We start from the raw sequence: 18,223 nt of genomic DNA, 5'->3' as shown, positions 1-18,223 counted from the left end.
GCGGTGCGGATCGCCGTACCATCTCGGTATGGCTACCGACACGTACGGAACCGCCGTCCCCGCGGAAGAAGCGGTGCGCGAAGCGCTGGCGACGGTGAACGACCCCGAGATCCACCGGCCCATCACCGACCTGGGGATGGTCAAATCGGTGGAGATCGCCGCGGACGGTGCGGTCGCTGTCACGGTCTACCTCACGGTGTCCGGCTGCCCGATGCGCGACACGATCACCCGGAACGTGACGGACGCGGTCGCCCGGGTCGAGGGCGTCACCCGCGTCGACGTCACGCTGGACGTGATGGGCGACGAGCAGCGGCGCGAGCTGGCGGCCTCGCTGCGCGGCGGCGCCGCCGAGCGCGAGGTGCCCTTCGCCCGCCCCGGCTCGCTGACCCGGGTGTACGCGGTGGCCTCCGGCAAGGGCGGCGTCGGCAAGTCCTCGGTGACGGTCAACCTGGCGGCGGCGATGGCGGCCGACGGGCTGAAGGTCGGCGTGGTGGACGCGGACATCTACGGGCACAGCGTGCCGCGGATGCTCGGCGCCGACGGCAAGCCCACCCAGGTCGAGAACATGATCATGCCGCCGTCCGCGAACGGGGTGAAGGTGATCTCGATCGGCATGTTCACGCCGGGCAACACGCCGGTGGTGTGGCGCGGCCCGATGCTGCACCGCGCGCTCCAGCAGTTCCTCGCGGACGTCTACTGGGGCGATCTGGACGTCCTGCTGCTCGACCTGCCGCCGGGGACCGGCGACATCGCGATCTCGGTGGCGCAGCTCGTGCCGAACGCCGAGATCCTGGTGGTCACCACCCCGCAGCAGGCCGCGGCCGAGGTCGCGGAGCGGGCCGGCTCGATCGCCGTGCAGACCCACCAGAAGATCGTCGGTGTGGTCGAGAACATGTCCGGGCTGCCGTGCCCGCACTGCGACGAGATGATCGACGTCTTCGGCACCGGCGGCGGCAAGCTGGTCGCGGAGGGGCTGACACGGACGACCGGCGCCGAGGTGCCCGTACTGGGCGCGATCCCGATCGACGTACGGCTGCGCGAGGGCGGCGACGAGGGCAAGCCGATCGTGCTCTCCGACCCGGACGCCCCGGCGGCGGCGGCGCTGCGCGCCATCGCGGACAAGCTGGGCGGGCGTCAGCGCGGTCTGTCGGGCATGTCGCTGGGGATCACGCCGCGCAACAAGTTCTGAGGCGCCCAGGGGCCGTACGGCCCCTCCGGGGTTTCTCCGGGTCCCTGCGTGCGGGTCTCTCGGGGGCGCTGCGGGGCTCTGAGTAAGGGGCGGCCGTCCATGGTGGTCGCCCCTTACGTACGGACCGGCTACGCAGGGGACCGTTACGCGTCGTACGACCTGATGTCTTCGATCACCGAGAACCCGATGCCGTACGCGCTCATCCCGCGCCCGTACGCGCCGAGGTGGACCTCGCCGCGCGCCGACCCCGCCAGCACCCAGCCGAACTCGGACTCGCGGTAGTGGAAGGGCGTCGGCTCGCCGTCGACCGGCAGGGAGAGCGTCGACCAGGCGGACCCGGTCAGATCGTCGGCCAGCTCGAACGCGGTCTCCGTCTGCTGCTCCAGCCATTCGGCGCGCAGGATGTGGTCCAGTTGCGGGGGCCAGGTGGAGGCCAGCAGCCCCGAGCCGGCCAGCCAGGCCGCCGAGGACGCCGTCGTGGCGTCCAGATGCCCCTTACCGTCACCGGTACGGCGTACAGCGCTGTTGGCGACCGTGACGACCACCGCGAAGCGTTCCCGGTCCGCGGCGGCCGCGTCCGGTCTTATCGACGGCTCTTCCCCGTGGCCCGTGGCGCCGTGCCGTACGGAGCCGTCGGCGGTCGCCCCGACCTGCATCAGCCAGCGGGGTCCCGTGAACGCGTCGTCCAGCCCGTACCAGGGAAAAGGCGCCCTCAGATAGGCGGCGAGGGAACGAAGACCCGTCTGCCCTCCCTCGGAGGGGCCTGGTCCGGCCGCGTCCCGCGCATCCGCCCGACTCGTGGTCTCCATCTGCCCGCGCCTCCTCGATCTCGGTCGTCCGGCGCCGATCCGCCCCCGACGGGCGTTTCACTGCCGGACAGATGGAGGATAGCCACCCGCTCCCGACTCGTCGGGATTGGTCGCGCTCAGGTGGCGTCTGCGTCGAAGGGAGGGCGTTCGACCGGATCGGGCTTTTCGCGCTTCTTGAGCAGGTCGGGCGTCTGGGGAGAAGCCGGGGATTTCTTGAGGAGATCGGGTGTGGCGGACCCGCCGCCGACGGACGCGCCGTTCGCCGACGATCCGTTCGCCGCGCTTATGGCGGGCGCGGGGGTCTCCGACTCGTCGGACTCGCCCTCCCGGCCGTTCACCACGTCCGCGATGTCGTTCATCTCCTGACGGAGGTCGAACGTGCTGCGGATCTCCTTGAGCCCCAGATCGTCGTTGTCCATGAGCTGTTTGCGGACGAAGTTCTTGGGGTTGAGGTCCTCGAACTCGAAGTCCTTGAACTCCGGGCCCAGCTCGGAGCGGATGTCCTCCTTGGCGTTGTCGGAGAACTCACGGATCTTCCGGATGAAGCGGGAGACGTCCTGGATGACCTTGGGCAGCTTCTCCGGACCGAAAACGATCACGGCGAGGACCGCGATCGTGATCACCTCAAGGGCGCCAATGTCGTTGAACACCTTGCTGCTCCTTGTGTTCTCCATGCACGCGGGACGGGGACGGGGCCGTCCTGGTCCGCTCTGGGTCGAGGTGGGCGGGGCCGGGCCGCTCCACGGTACCTGGCGGAGCTGTCCGGGCGGTACCTTCCGGTGACCGTCAGGTGCCGTCCGCGGAGCCGAGAGCCAGACTCATGGTCCGCTCCTTGCCTCCCCGTACGAGGGTCAGCTCCAGCCGGTCACCGGGGCGGTGCGCGCGGATCTTCACGATGAGCTCCTCGCCGCTGTGCACCCGCTGTCCGTCGACCTCGGTGATGATGTCGCCCGGCCTGATGCCCGCCTTGTCACCGGGGCCGCCCGCGGTGACGGCGGGGCCGCCGTCGGCCGCCTTGTCGCCGACCTTGGCGCCGTCGCCCGTGTACTCCATGTCGAGGCTCACACCGATCACCGGGTGGGTGGCCCTGCCGGTGTTGATCAGCTCCTCGGCGACGCGCTTGCCCTGGTTGATGGGGATGGCGAAGCCGAGCCCTATCGACCCGGACTGGCCGGTGCCGAGCCCCGTACCGCTGTCGGCGGCGCGGATGGCGCTGTTGATCCCGATGACCCGGGCCCGGGCGTCCACCAGCGGTCCGCCGGAGTTGCCGGGGTTGATGGGGGCGTCGGTCTGGAGGGCGTCGACGTAGCTGATGTCGCTGCCGTCGCCCTTCTCGCCGCCCGCGGTGATGGGGCGCTGCTTGGCGCTGATGATCCCGGAGGTCACGGTGTTGGAGAGGTCGAAGGGGGCGCCGATGGCCACCACCGGGTCGCCGACCTGGACGTTGTCGGAGTTGCCCAGCGGGAGCGGCTTCAGCCCGGACACACCGGTGACCTTGACCACGGCGAGGTCGTAGCCGCTGTCCTTGCCGACGAGCTTCGCCCGGGCGGTCTCGCCGCCGCTGAACGTGACCGATATCTCTCCGCCGGAGCGGGAGGACGACGCGGGCTGGACGACGTGGTTGTTCGTCAGGATGTGGCCCTGCCGGTCGAGGACGAAGCCCGTACCGGTGCCCTGCTCGCCGCCGCCGCTGACATGGAGGGTGACGACGCTGGGCAGCGCGCTGGCCGCGATGCCCGCGACGCTGTCGGGCGCGCGACCGGCGGACTCGGGGCCGGCCTGCGGGAGTTCCACGCTGGTAAGGCCACCGTTGCGCTCGATGTACGCGCCGACCGCGCCACCCACGACACAGGCGGCGAGCCCGACCAGTACGAGGGCGGCGAGCCCGGCCCTGCGGCGCTTGGGGGTCGGCTCCCCGTACTGGGTCAGGGGCCGGCTCGCCGGGGCGCTCCAGCGGTCGTACTGGAGCCACTGGGAGGGCGCGGGGTGCGTGTGGACGGGCTGCGCGGGCGGCTGCTGAGGCTGCGCGGGCGGCTGGGGGTGGAACTGCGGCGGGCCGGCCGGACCGGGGTACGGCGTGCCGCCCGCGGGGGTCGGGAACTGCACCGGGGGCGCGGGCGCCCAGGGCCCGGGGCCACCGTACGGCGGGGTGCTGTAGGCGTCGGGCTCGTGCAGCGGCCGGGGCCGCTCAGGGGGCGCGTCCGACGGCTCGGGCTCGGCGGGCGGTTCCGACGTCACGGCGGGGAGTTCCGCCGTGACCGCGGCGGGCTCGGTGGGCGGCTCCGACACCTCTGACGGCTGCGACGGCCCGCCGGGCTCCTGCGGCGGCGCGCCGACCGCGGAGGGCCGGCTCCACCACTTCGCCTTCGGTCCGGTCGGCTTCCCGTCGTCCATGCTCTCCCCGCAACTGCCGTTCCATGCCCCGACAGAGGCACGCCTGCCCTGGATTCAACCAGGTTTACGAACGTCCGCGCAGGGAGCCGGTGTCAGCGCCTGGCCGAAAGCGGCGAGGAAGGCGAGGAAGGCAGCGTCGGGGCGTCGAGCCGGGTGGGGTCCGGGGTGGCCGCGGAACCGGCCCCAGGCGTCTCGTCGTCGATCTGGACGGCGGATCCCGTGGCCCGGGCCCACGGCAGCGGTGAGACGCCGGTCAGCAGCCCCTGCGGGAAGGGGTGTTCGGCGAGCAACTGCGACTGGAGCACGCCGGGCGGGGCCGTGGAGGCGGGCCGGTCCGTGGAGCGGGAGAGCGACCCGCCGCCCTGGCGGCGGGTGGAGTCACTGATGCTGGACGCCGGGGCGGTGGTGCCCGGGGCCCGCATGGGGGTCACACTGTTGCCCGCGCCGCGCGGCATGACATCGGCGGCCGTACCGAGCGGCATCGTCCCGCCGAGGGCCATCGCGGCGAACGACACGGCACTGGCCGCGGCGAAGGCGAACCGCCGGCCGCGCCACGCGGAGCGCGCCTCGTCCTGCCGGGGGCCGTGGCGCCCGACCTCGTGGATACGGAATCCGGAGCCGCCCGGCAGCATCCCGGCGTGCGGGCCGCCCGGGACATAGCCGAAGCCACCCGTCCCGACGCCGAAGGAGCCGTCACCGAAGCGGCCCCCGTCGAAGCGCCCTTTTCCGTCGTCGTCACCACCGGATCCGGGTCCGCCGGGAAGTCCCTGGAGCCGGGCGAGCAGACCTGCCGAGAGCTGCGGCGGCGCGGCCTGCGCGAACGCGGTCTTCAGCCGGCGCTGGGCGTCGGCCTCCGCCTTGCACCTGGCGCAGGTCGCGAGATGGGCCAGCACGCGCTCACGCGCGTCGTGGTCCAGCTCCCCGTCCACCAGTGCGGCGAGTCGGTCCCCCAGATGCTGCTCGGCGGGGGTGGGCCCTGTGCCACTCACGCCGCTCCGCCCTCCCCGGCCACGCTCACGAAGGTGCGCTGCTCGGCCCGGGCCTCGGGGGAACGGTGCTGGAGGGCCTTGCGCAGGTGCGAACGGCCGCGGTGGATTCTGCTCCGTACGGTGCCGAGCTTCACGCCCAGCGTGGCGGCGATCTCCTCGTACGACAGCCCCTCGATGTCGCAGAGCACCACCGCCGCGCGGAATTCGGGCGCGAGGGTGTCCAGCGCCTGCTGGACGTCCGCGTCGAAGTGCGTGTCGTGGAAGACCTGCTGCGGCGAGGGCTCACGGCTGGGCAGCCGCTCCGCCGCGTCGTCGCCGAGCGCGTCGAATCTGATCCGCTGCTTGCGGCGGACCATGTCGAGGAAGAGGTTGGTGGTGATGCGGTGCAGCCAGCCCTCGAACGTGCCGGGCGTGTACGTCGACAGCGAGCGGAAGACGCGTACGAAGACCTCTTGGGTCAGATCCTCGGCGTCGTGCTGGTTGCCCGTGAGGCGGTACGCCAGGCGGTAGACACGTCCGCTGTGCGTGCTGACGATCTCCTCCCAACTGGGAGGCGTCCACGCCTGCGATTCCGCATCCGATGCGAAGGTCGCCGTAACTGCGGAGTCGGTGGAGCGAGAACGGTCAGCAATGTTGGTCACGGATTTCGGCTCGCCGGCTGACCTGAGAAAGCGCCGGAGCACTCCTCCCCGATCCACAGGCGCAGCCGCACCTCCCCTATCGGCTCTGGTGGTGTCCAGTGGAGCCCCTACCATAGCCACTCCGCCCGTTAGCTCCGGATAAGAATCTTTACGTGAATTTGGGGGCGGTCCCGGGCCCCCTCGGGAGCTGCTCCTGAGGTTTCCCCCGCCTCGCGCTCTGCCCTTCTTAACGCCTGGTCCCATCTGCGGGTTCCCGGGCGCAGCGGATACAGTCACCGTTGCGCCGCCAACGGGGACAAGGAGAGGGTCATTACCGCCAACCGGCAGACGAGCTGGGCGTTCGCCGACGCCTTTGTCGCCGAGGACGAAGCACTGCACTGGGCCCGGGAACGGGCCCGGGAGACAGGGCTGCGCTCGGTGTCACCAGGCACCGGCGCCGCGCTGCGTCTGCTCGCCGCCACGCTGGACGCGAAGGCGGTGGCCGAGATCGGCACCGGCACCGGTGTCTCCGGTATCTACCTGCTGGAGGGCATGCGCCCGGACGGCGTGCTGACCACGGTCGACACGGAGCCCGACTGCCAGCAGTTCGCCCGGCAGGCGTTCCGTGCCGCCGGCTTCACCGGCAACCGGGCCCGGTTCATCCCCGGCGGCGCCCTGGACGTACTGCCGCGGCTCGCGGACGGCGCGTACGACCTCGTCTTCTGCGACGGGGACCGGCTGGAGTCCCTCGACTACCTCGCTGAATCGTTGCGGCTGCTCAGACCTGGCGGTCTGGTCTGTTTCGAGGGCGTCTTCGCCAACGGCCGGACCGTGGACTCGGCGGCCCAGCCCTCCGAGGTACTGCGGCTGCGGGAGCTGCTGCGGACCGTACGGGAGAGCCAGGAGCTCCAGTCGACGCTGCTGCCGGTGGGCGACGGTCTGCTCTGCGCGGTACGGCGCGGCTGACCCGCGACCCCGGAGCGCGGGCCGGCTCGTCGGCCTGCCGGGCCTGCCGGATCGTCAGCCTCACCCGGAACCGTCCTCTTGCCCGCGAACGGTCCTCCTCTGTTCGCGAACGGTCCTCCTCGCCCCGAACAGTCCTCTGCCCCGGTACGGACGGATCCGTACCGGGGCAGAGGGCTGTTTGTCCGGGGGTGACTCCCCACCCCGAAGACCGTGATCGTTCCGCTCAGCCGACGACCTTCTTCAGCGCGTCGCCGAGTGCGTCCGCCTCGTCCGGAGTCAGCTCGACGACAAGCCGACCGCCGCCTTCGAGCGGAACGCGCATGACGATGCCCCGCCCCTCCTTGGTCACCTCGAGCGGGCCGTCGCCCGTTCGCGGCTTCATGGCCGCCATGCTCGTTCCCCTTCCTGAAACCAGCTCATCGCAGCCGGCGGCCCCATGACAGGCGCTGTGTCACCGGCATCGAACACATTGCTTCCAGCCCATTATCCCGCATGGCGGGACCCGATGACCAACATCGGACGGCATCGCTTGCGCAACGCGCTCTCGCAAAACGCCGCATTTCGGGGATCCGGCTGCGATACTTCGCCGCCGCGCCCTTCGCCGGCGACCAACTTTCTTAGACGCAGGTCACATGCCCGGCACCCATGAACTCCGCCATGCTGGGGCCGGACTGGACCGCCCGAGCCGCGAAGGGGACCCGATCATGGCCGACACCGTGCTGTACGAGGTGAGTGACGGACTCGCAACGATCACGATCAACCGGCCCGAGGCCATGAACGCGATGGACCTCGCGACCAAAGTCGCGCTCCGGGACGCGCTGACGGCCGCGGGGGACGACTCCGCCGTACGCGGCGTACTGCTGACCGGGGCGGGGTCCCGGGCCTTCTGCGTGGGCCAGGACCTGAAGGAGCACACCGCCCTGCTGGCGGAGGACGCCAGGACGGGCAGCGGGCAGACGATGAGCACGGTGCGCGAGCACTACAACCCGATCGTCCGGGCCATCGCCGGGATGCCCAAGCCGGTCGTCGCCGGGATCAACGGGGTCGCGGCGGGCGCCGGCCTCGGCTTCGCCCTGGCGGCGGACTACCGGATCGCGGCGGACACGGCCGCGTTCACCACGTCCTTCGCCGGCGTGGCCCTGACGGCGGACTCCGGCATCTCCTGGACGCTGCCGCGCCTGGTGGGCCGGGGCCGGGCGACGGACCTGCTGCTCTTCCCGCGCTCGGTACCGGCGGCTCAGGCGCACGCGTGGGGCCTGGTCGACCGGCTGGTCCCCGCGGCCGACCTGGCGGCCACGGCCGCCCGGGTGGCGGCCGGCCTGGCCGCGGGCCCGACGGTGGCGTACGCGGCCATCAGGGAGTCCCTGGCGTACGGAGCGGAGCACTCGCTGGCCGAGACGCTGGAGAAGGAGGACGAACTCCAGACGAGGGCGGGCGCGTCGGAGGACCACGGGATCGCGGTGCGCGCGTTCCTCGCGAAGGAGAAGCCGAGGTACGTGGGGCGTTAGGCGTCAGGCGTCAGGAAGCGCCTGGCGGATGCCTGGAGCGGATGTCCGGCCGTGCGCGTCGGCCGGGCGGTCCGCGGCGGGCGGTCCGTGAAGGGCGCGAAGGCGGTCCGTGAAGGGGCGGGAGGCGTGAGGCGGCAGGGCGGGCCGCGGTCAGCCCGTCGGGCGGCGGGCCACGCACGCCGCCAGGTGGTCGTTGACCAGGCCGCACGCCTGCATCAGCGCGTACGCGGTCGTCGGGCCCACGAACCGGATGCCGCGCTTCTTCAGCTCCTTCGCCAGCGCCGTGGACTCGTCCGTCACGGCCGGGACGTCGGCCGTCGTCACCGGGGCCGGCCGCCCGGCCGCGTCGGGGGCGTACGACCAGATCAGCTCGTCGAGGCCGCCCGCCGGCCAGTCGGCCAGCACGCGCGCGTTCGCCAGGGTCGCGTCGACCTTCGCCCGGTTGCGGATGATGCCCGGGTCCGCGAGCAGCCGTTCCCGGTCGGCCTCGGTGAACTCCGCCACCGAAGCGATCTTGAACGAGTCGAACGCCTCGCGGAAGGTCTCGCGGCGGCGCAGGATCGTGATCCAGGACAGCCCCGACTGGAAGGCCTCCAGGCACAGCCGCTCGAACAGGGCGTCGTCGCCGTGGACCGGACGGCCCCACTCCTGGTCGTGGTACGCGAGGTAGTCGTCCGTGGAGACGCCCCAGGGGCAGCGGGGCCGGCCGTCGGGTCCCGCCACCGCGCCGCCGGGGGTCTCGCTCATCGGTCGCTCTCCTCTCCCGGCTTCTTGAAGAGGTCGGGGGAGGAGACGGCCGTCGCCTGCGCGCCCGCGAGCGCGGACTCCAGCTCCGCGATCCGCGCGTCCCGCTCCGCCAGCTCCGCGCCGAGGCGGCTGAGGACGTCGTCCACGTCCGCCATCCGGTAGCCGCGGGCCCCGACGGGCAGCCGGAGCGCCTCGACGTCCGCGCGCCCCACCGGACGCGACTCGGGCAGGGGGTCCACGAACTGTTCCGGAGAGGCCTCCGGCAGGACCGCGCTGTCGCCGCCACCGACGACCGCGAGGGTGACCGCGGCGACGACCACGACCATCGCGATGAGCAAGAACAAGAACACGAGCTTCTCCCCGGGCAGGAAACGTCCAGTGCCGATCGTGCCACGAGCCACTGACACCGGGCGCCGCGCACGGCGGATAGGGTCGCAGGCGAGCAGAGCGGCGAACCAGCGGACGAGCAGGCGAGCGGACCGAACGCGGGGAGGGACCACGGACATGCGCTCCACGGACGGGACGCTGCGGCTGGGGCGCCGGGAGTTCGGCGCCCACGAGCCGGTGATCATGGCGATCGTCAACCGGACTCCGGACTCCTTCTACGACCGGGGCGCGACCTTCCGTGACCAGCCGGCCCTCGACCGCGTCGAGCGGGCGGTCTCCGAGGGCGCCGCGATCATCGACATCGGCGGGGTGAAGGCGGGCCCCGGCGAGGAGGTCACGGCCGAGGAGGAGGCCCGCCGTACGGTCGGCTTCGTCGCGGAGGTGCGCCGCCGCCACCCGGACGTGGTGATCAGCGTCGACACCTGGCGCCACGAGGTCGGCGAGGCGGTCTGCGAGGCCGGCGCCGATCTGCTCAACGACGCGTGGGGCGGGGTGGACCCCAGGCTGGCGGAGGTCGCCGCGCGGTACGACGCGGGGCTGGTGTGCACCCACGCGGGCGGCGCCGAGCCCAGGACCCGGCCGCACCGGATCGCGTACGACGATGTGATGGCCGACATCCTGCGGGTGACGGTGGGACTGGCCGAACGCGCCCTGGAGCTGGGCGTTCGCCGCGACGCGATCATGATCGACCCGGGCCACGACTTCGGGAAGAACACCCGGCACTCGCTGGAGGCGACCCGCAGGCTCGGGGAGATGGCGGAGACGGGGTGGCCGGTGCTGGTCTCGCTGTCCAACAAGGACTTCGTCGGGGAGACCCTCGACAAGCCCGTCAAGGAGCGGCTGATCGGCACCCTGGCGACGACGGCGGTCTCGGCGTGGCTCGGCGCGCGCGTCTACCGCGTCCACGAGGTCGCGGAGACGAAGCAGGTGCTGGACATGGTGGCGTCCGTCGCGGGCCGCCGGCCGCCCGCCGTGGCCCGCCGCGGCCTCGCCTGAACGAGGAACGAGCACCGCGGCGGAGCGGAAGAGCCGGTCGCCGGCCCCGCCGCGGAGGCCGCCCACCGGTCTCCTCCGGTCTTCTCCGCGCAGGTCAGCGGCCGGTCCTCCCGGCCGGGATCAGTTCCCGGTCTCCTTCGTGACCAGCGCGACCGCTTCCTCCACGTCGTCCGTGACGTGGAAGAGCAGCAGGTCCTTCTCGGACGCCTTGCCCTGCGCCACCACCGTGTCGCGCAGCCAGTCGACCAGGCCGCCCCAGTACTCCGTACCGAACAGCACGATCGGGAAGCGGGTGACCTTGCGGGTCTGCACCAGGGTGAGCGCCTCGAACAGCTCGTCCAGGGTGCCGAGGCCGCCCGGCAGCACCACGAAGCCCTGCGCGTACTTCACGAACATCGTCTTGCGGACGAAGAAGTAGCGGAAGTTGACGCCGATGTCGACGTGCGGGTTGAGCCCCTGCTCGAAGGGGAGCTCGATCCCCAGCCCGACGGAGACGCCCGACGCCTCCCGCGCCCCCTTGTTCGCCGCCTCCATGGCGCCGGGGCCGCCGCCCGTGATCACCGCGAACCCGGCGTCGACCAGCGCGCCGCCGAGCCGTACGCCCGCGTCGTACTCCACCGTGCCGACCGGGGTGCGCGCGGAGCCGAAGACCGCGATGGCGCTGGGCAGTTCGGCGAGGGCGCCGAAGCCCTCGACGAACTCCGACTGGATCCGCATCACCCGCCAGGGGTCGGTGTGCACCCACTCCGAGTCGCCCTCGGTGTCCAGCAGCCGCTGATCGGTCGTGCCGGGCTGCACCTGCTCGCGCCGCCGGATCACCGGTCCGAGCCGCTGTTCCTCCGGCTTGCGCGCTCCTTCAGGCATGCCCATGAGCTGCTCCCTCCGCTGCTGTGCGTTGTTCTGGGCAAGGGTAGATCGGCGGACGTGACAAACGGCGAAATTCCGGCAGTCGATCAGGTCCCCGGCCGGTGAGCCGGGGCTTGCCCCGGGGCGTCACCGCGTGAGCCACTCGCGGAGCCGGTCCTCGCAGTGCGTGATCCGTTCGACGGCCACCCGCTCGTCCCGCTTGTGGGCGAGCAGCGGGTTACCGGGTCCGTAGTTGACCGCGGGGACCCCGAGCGCGCCGAAGCGCGAGACGTCCGTCCAGCCGAACTTGGGCCGCGCCTGCCCTCCGACGGCCGTCATGAAGGCGGCGGCGGCCGGGTGCGAGAGTCCGGGCAGGGCGGCGCCCGAGTGGTCGTCCACGACGAACTCGGTGACGCCGCATCCTTCGAAGACCTCGTGGACGTGGGCCAGGGCCTCCTCCTCGCTGCGGTCCGGCGCGTAGCGGTAGTTGACGACGACGGTGCACGCGTCGGGGACGACGTTGGTGGCGACGCCTCCCTCGATCCGTACGGCGTTGAGCCCCTCGTGGAACTCCAGCCCGTCGATGACCGGCCGGCGCGGCTCGTACGCGGCGAGGCGCTGGAGGATCGGCGTGGCGGCGTGGATGGCGTTGGACCCCATCCAGCTCCGCGCGGAGTGCGCCCGCTCCCCCGCCGTGCGCAGGAAGACCCGCAGCGTGCCCTGGCAGCCGCCCTCGACCTCACCGTCGGAGGGCTCCAGCAGGACGGCGAAGTCGCCCTCCAGCCAGTCGGGATGGGCGTCAGCGACATGTCCGAGGCCGTTGAGGTCCGCGGCGACCTCCTCGTTGTCGTAGAAGACGAACGTGAGGTCGCGGTTTGGTTCGGGGACGGTCGCGGCGATACGGAGCTGTACGGCGACGCCCGACTTCATGTCGCTGGTGCCGCACCCCCACAGCACCCCGTCGGCGTCGAGCCGGGAGGGCACGTTGTCCGCGATCGGGACGGTGTCGATGTGTCCGGCCAGGATGACCCGCTCGTCCCGCCCCAGTCCGGTCCGCGCCACGACGTTGTTGCCGTGCCGGTCGACGGTGAGATGCGGCAGGGCGCGCAGCGCCTGCTCGATCGCGTCGGCGAGCGGCTTCTCCTCGCCGCTGACCGAGGGGAAGTCGACCAGTCGCGCGGTGAGCGCGGGGCCGTCCAGGGTGAGGTCGAGCGGTGTCTCAGACATGCTTCGACCCTAATACGCCAGACTGACACCCCCCTCCCGGCCTGATCCACGCGCCGGTCCTCACCACCTCCGCGCGCCCGCGCGCCGTACCGGCGGGACAGCCGTGACGAGGCGCGGCGCCGGGCCCGCTGAACCGTCGTGACGGGTCTGCCGGACCGGGCCGTCGGCCCCCTCCGACTCCAGTACGGTGGGCCCGTGTCAGAGCCCGTCTCTCCTTCCTCCTCCGCCTCGCGCCCTCGTTCCCGTCGCGGACGACTCCTGCGCATCGCGGGTTCCTTAACCGTTCTGCTGGCCGTGGCCTGCTACGTGGCGGTGCAGTATCTGAGCGGCGGCGGGGGCCCGCCGCGCTGCGAGGCCCGCGCCGGGGACGAGCCCGGCGACGGCAGCGCGACGTACGAGATGACCCCGGAGCAGGCGGCCAACGCGGCCACGATCGCCGCCGTCGGCTCCAGCCGCGGACTGCCGGAGCGGGCGGTGACGATCGCGCTGGCGACCGCCCTCCAGGAGTCCGCGCTGCGCAATCTCGACCACGGCGACCGCGACTCGCTCGGTCTGTTCCAGCAGCGCCCGTCGAAGGGGTGGGGCACGGCCGCGCAGATCCAGGATCCGGTCTATTCGGCGGGCGAGTTCTACGACCACCTCATCGAGGTTCCCGGCTACTCGCGGCTGCCGCTCACGGAGGCGGCGCAGCGCGTCCAGCGCAGCGGTTTCCCGCAGGCGTACGCGAAGCACGAGCCGGACGCCACCCTGCTGTCCGCCGCGCTCACCGGCCGGTCCGCCGCGTCGCTGACCTGTTCGACGCCGACCGGCATCACGCCCGGGAACCCGGCGAAGGTACGGGCCGCGCTGACGCGGGACTTCGGGCCCGAGGTGAAGCCCGCGGACGCCGCGCACGAGGTCTCCGTACCGGTGCCGGCCGCGGCCGGTTCCACGGGCGGCGAGCGCGCGGCCTCGGTGGCCGGTGAGGCGGGCGGGTCCGACGGATCCGGCGGGACCGACGAGACCGACGGGTCCGTTGACGGGAACACGGCCTCGCAGCGCGGCTGGGAGCTGGCGCACTGGGCGGTGGCCCAGTCCACGGCGCTGCGGATCGACGAGGTCGCCTACGCGGGCCGCGTGTGGCGGGCCGGGCAGGCGCACCGGGGCTGGCAGCGGGTGGAGGGGTCCGCGGGCGGCCGGACGTCCGGCACGGAGTCCGGTACGCGCTCCGGTGCGGAAGTGGTCCGTATCAGCACCGCGCGGTAGCCGGGCGGTGGCGCCGCGGAGCAGGGCGCCCAGCAGTACGACTGATCACCCGGACGGGCGAGTCCGCCTCGCTCCGGGAGGGTCACGCGGCGCATTACCCACTCTTTACCCTCGCCCACCGCATCCTTCGCTGCCCTTTGAGGGGTTGTCACTACGTCCGATCGACGGATCTGCCGATCGGCGGACAAGCGACATGCACCGTTCTCCCCTCAAGCCCTCCAAGGAGCCATCATGTCCGCGAACCTCCCCCTGACCCGCCGGATCGCCCGTGCCGCGCTGCTCATCGCGGCGGGCGCCGCCCCGGTGATCGGCGCGGCCGGGTCCGCGAGCGCGGCGGCACTCCCGCAGACCACCGATCTGGGCGCGGTCACTGCGCTCGACGGCGCCGCCGTGGGCGACACCGTCGACAGCGGGGCGCAGAAGGCCACCCAGGCCGTGGGCAGCACCGGCGGCAAGGCCGTCGCGAAGGGCGTGCCCGCCGCGGGCAGGACCGTCGGCAAGGCCGTGAAGACGGCGACCCCCGCCGTCCAGAAGGCGGCGGGCGAGACGGCGGGCAGCGCGGGCACCGTCCTGGGCGAGACCGCCAGGACGGCCACGGAGGGCGCGGCCCCGGTCAAGGCCCCCCAGGGCGGTCTGCCGCTGGGGCAGCTCCCGGTGAAGGGCCTGCCGATCGGCTGACCCGGGCCCGTACGCGGCCTCGCACACCGGCCTCGTACCTCCGTGTACGACGTGTACGACGTGCCGAGGGCCCGGGGAGCGCGCGCTCCCCGGGCCCTCGGCGTACGCCGGTGGATCACGCCAGGCGCTTGACCGCCGCGTCGATCCGTTCGTCGGTGGCCGTCAGCGCCACCCGTACATGCCGCTCGCCCGCCGGACCGTAGAAGTCGCCGGGCGCGACCAGGATGCCCAGCCCGGCGAGGTGCGCCACGGTGTCCCAGCACGGCTCGTCACGCGTCGACCAGAGGTAGAGGCTCGCCTCGCTGTGGTCGACACGGAAGCCGTGCGCCTCCAGCGCGACGCGCAGCGCGGTGCGCCGGGCCGCGTACCGCTCCCGCTGCTCCCGAACGTGCGTGTCGTCGCCGAGCGCCGCGACCGTGGCCGCCTGCACCGGCGCGGGCACCATCATCCCGCCGTGCTTGCGGATCTTCAGCAGCTCGCCCAGGACGGCCGCGTCGCCCGCGAGGAAGGCCGCACGGTACCCGGCCAGGTTGGAGCGCTTGGAGAGCGAGTGGACGGCCACGATGCCCTCGTACGTACCGCCGCACACGTCCGGGTGCAGGACGGAGACCGGCTCGGACTCCCAGCCCAGCTCCAGGTAGCACTCGTCGCTGAACAGCAGCACGCCGTGCTCGCGCGCCCAGGCGACGATCCGGGTCAGCTCGTCCTGGGACAGCACGCGTCCGGTGGGGTTGGACGGCGAGTTCAGCCAGAGCAGTTTCAGCCCGGTCGGGTCGAGCTCCGCGGGATCGTCGTACGCGACGGGCTCGGCGCCGCAGAGCCGCGCCCCCACCTCGTACGTCGGGTACGCGAGCAGCGGGTACGCGACCCGGTCGCCCGCCCCGAGCCCGAGCTGCGTCGGCAGCCAGGCCACCAGCTCCTTGGAGCCGACCACCGGCAGTACGTTCGCGTGGCTCACCCCGTGCGCGCCGAGCCGCCGCTCCACCCAGCCGGTCAGCGCGTCCCGCAGCTCGGCCGTACCCCACACCGTCGGATACCCGGGCGAGTTCGCGGCGTCGATCAGGGCCTGCTGGACCAGTGCGGGAACCGGGTCGACGGGCGTGCCGACGGACAGGTCCACGATCCCGTCCGGATGGGCCGCCGCGGTCGCTTTGTAGGGCTCCAGCTTGTCCCAGGGAAAGACGGGAAGGCGCGAAGAGACTGCGGACACGTACTCACTCATTCTTTCTCGTGTGCCAAACACCGCGGTCCCGTACAGCGGGGAGCCGTACGGGACCGGGGGCGCACTGTCAGCCGTTCTGGGGCGGCAGTGCGGCGATGAAGGGATGGTCGCGCTCGATCAGGCCGAGCTTGGAAGCACCGCCGGGCGAACCGAGCTCGTCGAAGAACTCGACATTCGCCTTGTAGTAGTCCTTCCACTCCTCCGGGGTGTCGTCCTCGTAGAAGATGGCCTCGACCGGGCAGACCGGCTCACAGGCTCCACAGTCGACGCATTCGTCCGGGTGGATGTACAAGGACCGGGAGCCCTCGTAGATGCAGTCGACCGGGCACTCCTCGATGCACGCCTTGTCCTTGACGTCGACACAAGGCTGCGCGATGACGTAGGTCACGCTGTCGTTCCTCCTCGATAGGGCGCGGCGGGCCGATCTGCGGCTCCGTCCACGGGCGCGCGGGAGCGCGGCGTCGTCGATGCCCACATCTAGTATCTCCGTTCTTGAGCGCGATCCGAACAGGAGGGGCGGACAGAGCTGTGGAATTCACTGGCGGCGGACGACTTGAGGTCCACGTAGCCCCCTCTGACGTGGGCAAACGTGTATCAGTCAGACAACTGACGGAGAGCGGTACGGGCCCGGAGAAGTTCACCGACACGGTGGGCGTTCTCACATCCTGGGACGGTGGTGTGCTGCTCATCACACGACGGACCGGGGAGAGTGTGCGCGTCCTTGAATCCGCGCTGGTCGCGGGCAAGGTCGTGCCCGCCGCGCCGGCCAGGCGCCGGGGCCCCGCGGCGTCGTTCGAGGAACTGGCACGGGTCTGCGCGCGCTCCTGGCAGCCGGTGGAGAGCGAGCCGCTGGGTGACTGGCTGCTGAGGGCCGCGTCCGGCTTCACTCGGCGCGCCAATTCCGTCCTACCCCTCGGTGACCCCGGCATGCCGCTCGACGAGGCGTTGGCGCGGGTACGCCAGTGGTACGGGGAGCGGGGGCTGCCCGCGTACGTCCAGGCCGCGACCGGCGCCGAGTCCACGCAGGAGGTGCTCTGCGCGGAGCTGGAGGGGCGCGGCTGGCGCTCGGAGGTGACGGCGGAGGTACGCGTCGGCGCGCTCGCGCCGCTGGCCGACCGGGACGACGACCTCTCCGCCGTACGGCTCGTCCGGCCCGTCGAGCTGGGCGAGGCCTGGCTGCGGCGCTACCAGCGCTCCTCCGAGGAGCCGGGGCCCCATGTGCTCCAGGTCCTGGGCAGCGGCCCCTCGGTGTGGTTCGCGGCCGTTGCCGGGGACGACGGCCCGGAGGGGGACGGGACGCCCGCGGCGATCGGCCGGTGTGTGGTCGACGGGCGGTGGGCGGGGTTCATGGCGGTGGAGGTCGACCCCGCGTACCGCAGACGCGGCCTGGCCACGACGGTGATGACCGCGCTCGCCCGCCGCGCGCTGGACGAGGGCGCTTCCGCCGCCTGGCTCCAGGTGGAGGCGGACAACGAGGGCGCGCGGGCCCTGTACGACGGCATGGGTTTCGCCGTCCACCACCGCTACCACCATTTCCGGTCACCGTGAGCGGCGACCGGCGCCGGCGGTTCGCCGAGGAGGCGCGCGCGGAACGGCCCGATCTGGCGACGCTCTGCCTGCTCATCGGCGCGGAGGGCGAGCCGGCCCTCACCGAGCCGGCCCTCACCGAGCCGGCCCTCGACGCCGCCCAGGCCGAGCTGGACCGGCTCGCCGGGCTGCTGCCCTTCGGCGTCAGGGGGGCGCGTGCGTGGGCGGCGGCGCTCGCGGAGCTGCTCGGCGGGCGCTGCGGCTTCCACGGCTCCCCCACCGACTACGAGCGGCTGGAGTCCTCGCTGCTGCCCGCGGTGCTGCGGCGGCGGCGCGGGCTGCCGATCCTCCTCTCGGTGGTCTGGATCGAGGTCGCGCGCCGTGCGGGGGCGCCGGTGTACGGGCTCGCGCTGCCCGGCCACTTCGTGGTCGGTTTCGGCGACCCGGCCGAACGGATCCTGGCCGACCCCTTCGCCGCCGGGCGCCTGCTGACCAGCGACGACACGGACCTCCTGGTCACCAGCGTGACGGGCGCCCCGCCCGACCCGGCCTCGTTCCGCCCTGCGGCGGCGCTGGACATCGTGCAGCGCGTCCTGAACAACATCCGCGCCTGGGCCGCGACCCGCCCCGAACGCACCGATGTGGCGCTCTGGGCCGTCGAACTCTCCCTCCTCCTCCCGGCCCACCCGGCCCGGCTGCGCTACGACCGGGCCCGGTTGCTGGTCCAGCGCGGGGAGTTCCTGAGCGGGGCGGCGGAGATGGAGGAGTACGCGCGGGTGGTGGCGGCGGTGGAACCCTCCACGGCGGAGGCCATCCGCAGAAAGGCCCGCGCGGCCCGGGCCATGCTGAACTGACGGCGCCCGTGCTCCCTGT

19 protein-coding genes and 1 pseudogene are annotated in these 18,223 nt (G+C 72.6%); 8 read left to right on the top strand and 12 right to left on the bottom strand.

All coding sequences use genetic code 11. The annotated features are described in order from the left end of the window. Window positions 1-28 precede the first annotated feature (28 nt). Window positions 29-1,189, top strand: a complete 1,161-nt coding sequence (locus tag ACIBJC_RS16055; RefSeq protein WP_399292534.1) for an Mrp/NBP35 family ATP-binding protein — start codon at window positions 29-31, stop codon at window positions 1,187-1,189. Window positions 1,190-1,332: 143 nt separating this feature from the next. Here ACIBJC_RS16055 and ACIBJC_RS16050 read toward each other — a convergent pair whose 3' ends face one another. The 5 genes from ACIBJC_RS16050 to sigE all read right to left on the bottom strand — a co-directional run bounded on the left by ACIBJC_RS16050 (window position 1,333) and on the right by sigE (window position 6,136). Beyond that, entirely contained in the window at window positions 1,333-1,998 is a 666-nt protein-coding gene (locus ACIBJC_RS16050; RefSeq protein ID WP_399292533.1) for a hypothetical protein, read from the bottom strand. A 116-nt stretch (window positions 1,999-2,114) separates the two neighbouring features. Beyond that, on the bottom strand, window positions 2,115-2,648 hold the full coding sequence (locus ACIBJC_RS16045; protein WP_399292532.1) for a sec-independent translocase: 534 nt from the start codon (window positions 2,646-2,648) through the stop codon (window positions 2,115-2,117). Window positions 2,649-2,784: 136 nt separating this feature from the next. Then, the gene (locus ACIBJC_RS16040) at window positions 2,785-4,392 is read right to left on the bottom strand and encodes a trypsin-like peptidase domain-containing protein (protein ID WP_399292531.1); all 1,608 of its coding nucleotides are present in this window, start codon (window positions 4,390-4,392) and stop codon (window positions 2,785-2,787) included. 92 nt (window positions 4,393-4,484) lie between these two features. After that, complete coding sequence (locus tag ACIBJC_RS16035) at window positions 4,485-5,381, bottom strand: anti-sigma factor family protein (RefSeq protein WP_399292530.1); 897 nt, start codon at window positions 5,379-5,381, stop codon at window positions 4,485-4,487. Continuing rightward, on the bottom strand, window positions 5,378-6,136 hold the full coding sequence (gene sigE, locus ACIBJC_RS16030; protein WP_399292529.1) for an RNA polymerase sigma factor SigE: 759 nt from the start codon (window positions 6,134-6,136) through the stop codon (window positions 5,378-5,380). Before sigE ends, ACIBJC_RS16035 begins: the two co-directional genes overlap by 4 nt. Window positions 6,137-6,300: 164 nt before the next feature. On the opposite strand from sigE, the pseudogene ACIBJC_RS16025 reads away from it, so the two are divergent. Then, window positions 6,301-6,967, top strand: a pseudogene (locus ACIBJC_RS16025) (O-methyltransferase). A gap of 223 nt (window positions 6,968-7,190) precedes the next feature. Here the strand turns inward: ACIBJC_RS16025 and ACIBJC_RS16020 are convergent. Then, the gene (locus ACIBJC_RS16020; protein WP_003966491.1) at window positions 7,191-7,358 is read right to left on the bottom strand and encodes a DUF3117 domain-containing protein; all 168 of its coding nucleotides are present in this window, start codon (window positions 7,356-7,358) and stop codon (window positions 7,191-7,193) included. 313 nt (window positions 7,359-7,671) lie between these two features. Between ACIBJC_RS16020 and ACIBJC_RS16015 the strand changes: the two genes are divergently transcribed. After that, window positions 7,672-8,475: an enoyl-CoA hydratase/isomerase family protein gene (locus ACIBJC_RS16015; RefSeq protein WP_399292528.1), complete on the top strand. Its 804-nt coding sequence runs from the start codon at window positions 7,672-7,674 to the stop codon at window positions 8,473-8,475. A 150-nt stretch (window positions 8,476-8,625) separates the two neighbouring features. On the opposite strand, the gene ACIBJC_RS16010 is transcribed toward ACIBJC_RS16015, so the two are convergent. Further along, window positions 8,626-9,222: a DNA-3-methyladenine glycosylase I gene (locus ACIBJC_RS16010; protein WP_399292527.1), complete on the bottom strand. Its 597-nt coding sequence runs from the start codon at window positions 9,220-9,222 to the stop codon at window positions 8,626-8,628. Continuing rightward, a complete protein-coding gene (locus ACIBJC_RS16005; RefSeq protein ID WP_399292526.1) occupies window positions 9,219-9,572 on the bottom strand; it encodes a hypothetical protein in 354 nt (117 codons plus the stop codon). The genes ACIBJC_RS16010 and ACIBJC_RS16005 overlap by 4 nt, the downstream gene beginning before the upstream one ends. A 154-nt stretch (window positions 9,573-9,726) precedes the next feature. Here ACIBJC_RS16005 and folP point away from each other — a divergent pair, with 154 nt between their 5' ends. Further along, window positions 9,727-10,605, top strand: a complete 879-nt coding sequence (folP, locus tag ACIBJC_RS16000; RefSeq protein ID WP_399292525.1) for a dihydropteroate synthase — start codon at window positions 9,727-9,729, stop codon at window positions 10,603-10,605. Between the two features lie 120 nt (window positions 10,606-10,725). Here folP and ACIBJC_RS15995 read toward each other — a convergent pair whose 3' ends face one another. Both ACIBJC_RS15995 and dapE read right to left on the bottom strand, forming a co-directional pair. Then, on the bottom strand, window positions 10,726-11,475 hold the full coding sequence (locus ACIBJC_RS15995) for a TIGR00730 family Rossman fold protein (protein ID WP_329829196.1): 750 nt from the start codon (window positions 11,473-11,475) through the stop codon (window positions 10,726-10,728). 123 nt (window positions 11,476-11,598) lie between these two features. Then, window positions 11,599-12,678, bottom strand: a complete 1,080-nt coding sequence (gene dapE, locus ACIBJC_RS15990; RefSeq protein ID WP_399292524.1) for a succinyl-diaminopimelate desuccinylase — start codon at window positions 12,676-12,678, stop codon at window positions 11,599-11,601. A gap of 195 nt (window positions 12,679-12,873) precedes the next feature. On the opposite strand from dapE, the gene ACIBJC_RS15985 reads away from it, so the two are divergent. After that, window positions 12,874-13,923 (top strand): hypothetical protein, encoded by a 1,050-nt coding sequence (locus ACIBJC_RS15985; protein ID WP_399292523.1) that lies wholly within the window; start codon window positions 12,874-12,876, stop codon window positions 13,921-13,923. A gap of 231 nt (window positions 13,924-14,154) precedes the next feature. Next, complete coding sequence (locus tag ACIBJC_RS15980) at window positions 14,155-14,601, top strand: ATP-binding protein (RefSeq protein ID WP_399292522.1); 447 nt, start codon at window positions 14,155-14,157, stop codon at window positions 14,599-14,601. 115 nt (window positions 14,602-14,716) lie between these two features. On the opposite strand, the gene dapC is transcribed toward ACIBJC_RS15980, so the two are convergent. Together dapC and fdxA are read right to left on the bottom strand one after the other, a co-directional pair. Continuing rightward, window positions 14,717-15,811 carry a succinyldiaminopimelate transaminase gene (gene dapC, locus ACIBJC_RS15975; protein ID WP_399292521.1) on the bottom strand — a complete coding sequence of 365 codons (1,095 nt, stop codon included), beginning with the start codon at window positions 15,809-15,811 and terminating at the stop codon, window positions 14,717-14,719. Between the two features lie 79 nt (window positions 15,812-15,890). Continuing rightward, window positions 15,891-16,211 carry a ferredoxin gene (fdxA, locus tag ACIBJC_RS15970; protein WP_003985062.1) on the bottom strand — a complete coding sequence of 107 codons (321 nt, stop codon included), beginning with the start codon at window positions 16,209-16,211 and terminating at the stop codon, window positions 15,891-15,893. A gap of 140 nt (window positions 16,212-16,351) precedes the next feature. Between fdxA and ACIBJC_RS15965 the strand changes: the two genes are divergently transcribed. Further along, window positions 16,352-17,371, top strand: a complete 1,020-nt coding sequence (locus tag ACIBJC_RS15965) for a GNAT family N-acetyltransferase (protein ID WP_399292520.1) — start codon at window positions 16,352-16,354, stop codon at window positions 17,369-17,371. Next, a complete protein-coding gene (locus ACIBJC_RS15960) occupies window positions 17,368-18,204 on the top strand; it encodes a tetratricopeptide repeat protein (RefSeq protein ID WP_399292519.1) in 837 nt (278 codons plus the stop codon). The genes ACIBJC_RS15965 and ACIBJC_RS15960 overlap by 4 nt, the downstream gene beginning before the upstream one ends. Window positions 18,205-18,223: the final 19 nt, after the last annotated feature.

This window comes from Streptomyces sp. NPDC050509, assembly GCF_044457965.1.
GTDB lineage: Bacteria > Actinomycetota > Actinomycetes > Streptomycetales > Streptomycetaceae > Streptomyces.
This window is presented reverse-complemented; position numbering and strand designations above follow the sequence as displayed.

Coding starts and splice junctions, on each gene's coding strand:
- ACIBJC_RS16055 (WP_399292534.1), top strand. CDS start 29: ATGGCTACCGACACGTACGGAACCGCCGTCCCCGCGGAAGAAGCGGTG.
- ACIBJC_RS16050 (WP_399292533.1), bottom strand. CDS start 1,998: ATGGAGACCACGAGTCGGGCGGATGCGCGGGACGCGGCCGGACCAGGC.
- ACIBJC_RS16040 (WP_399292531.1), bottom strand. CDS start 4,392: ATGGACGACGGGAAGCCGACCGGACCGAAGGCGAAGTGGTGGAGCCGG.
- sigE (WP_399292529.1), bottom strand. CDS start 6,136: ATGGTAGGGGCTCCACTGGACACCACCAGAGCCGATAGGGGAGGTGCG.
- ACIBJC_RS16020 (WP_003966491.1), bottom strand. CDS start 7,358: ATGGCGGCCATGAAGCCGCGAACGGGCGACGGCCCGCTCGAGGTGACC.
- ACIBJC_RS16015 (WP_399292528.1), top strand. CDS start 7,672: ATGGCCGACACCGTGCTGTACGAGGTGAGTGACGGACTCGCAACGATC.
- ACIBJC_RS16010 (WP_399292527.1), bottom strand. CDS start 9,222: ATGAGCGAGACCCCCGGCGGCGCGGTGGCGGGACCCGACGGCCGGCCC.
- folP (WP_399292525.1), top strand. CDS start 9,727: ATGCGCTCCACGGACGGGACGCTGCGGCTGGGGCGCCGGGAGTTCGGC.
- ACIBJC_RS15995 (WP_329829196.1), bottom strand. CDS start 11,475: ATGGGCATGCCTGAAGGAGCGCGCAAGCCGGAGGAACAGCGGCTCGGA.
- dapE (WP_399292524.1), bottom strand. CDS start 12,678: ATGTCTGAGACACCGCTCGACCTCACCCTGGACGGCCCCGCGCTCACC.
- ACIBJC_RS15980 (WP_399292522.1), top strand. CDS start 14,155: ATGTCCGCGAACCTCCCCCTGACCCGCCGGATCGCCCGTGCCGCGCTG.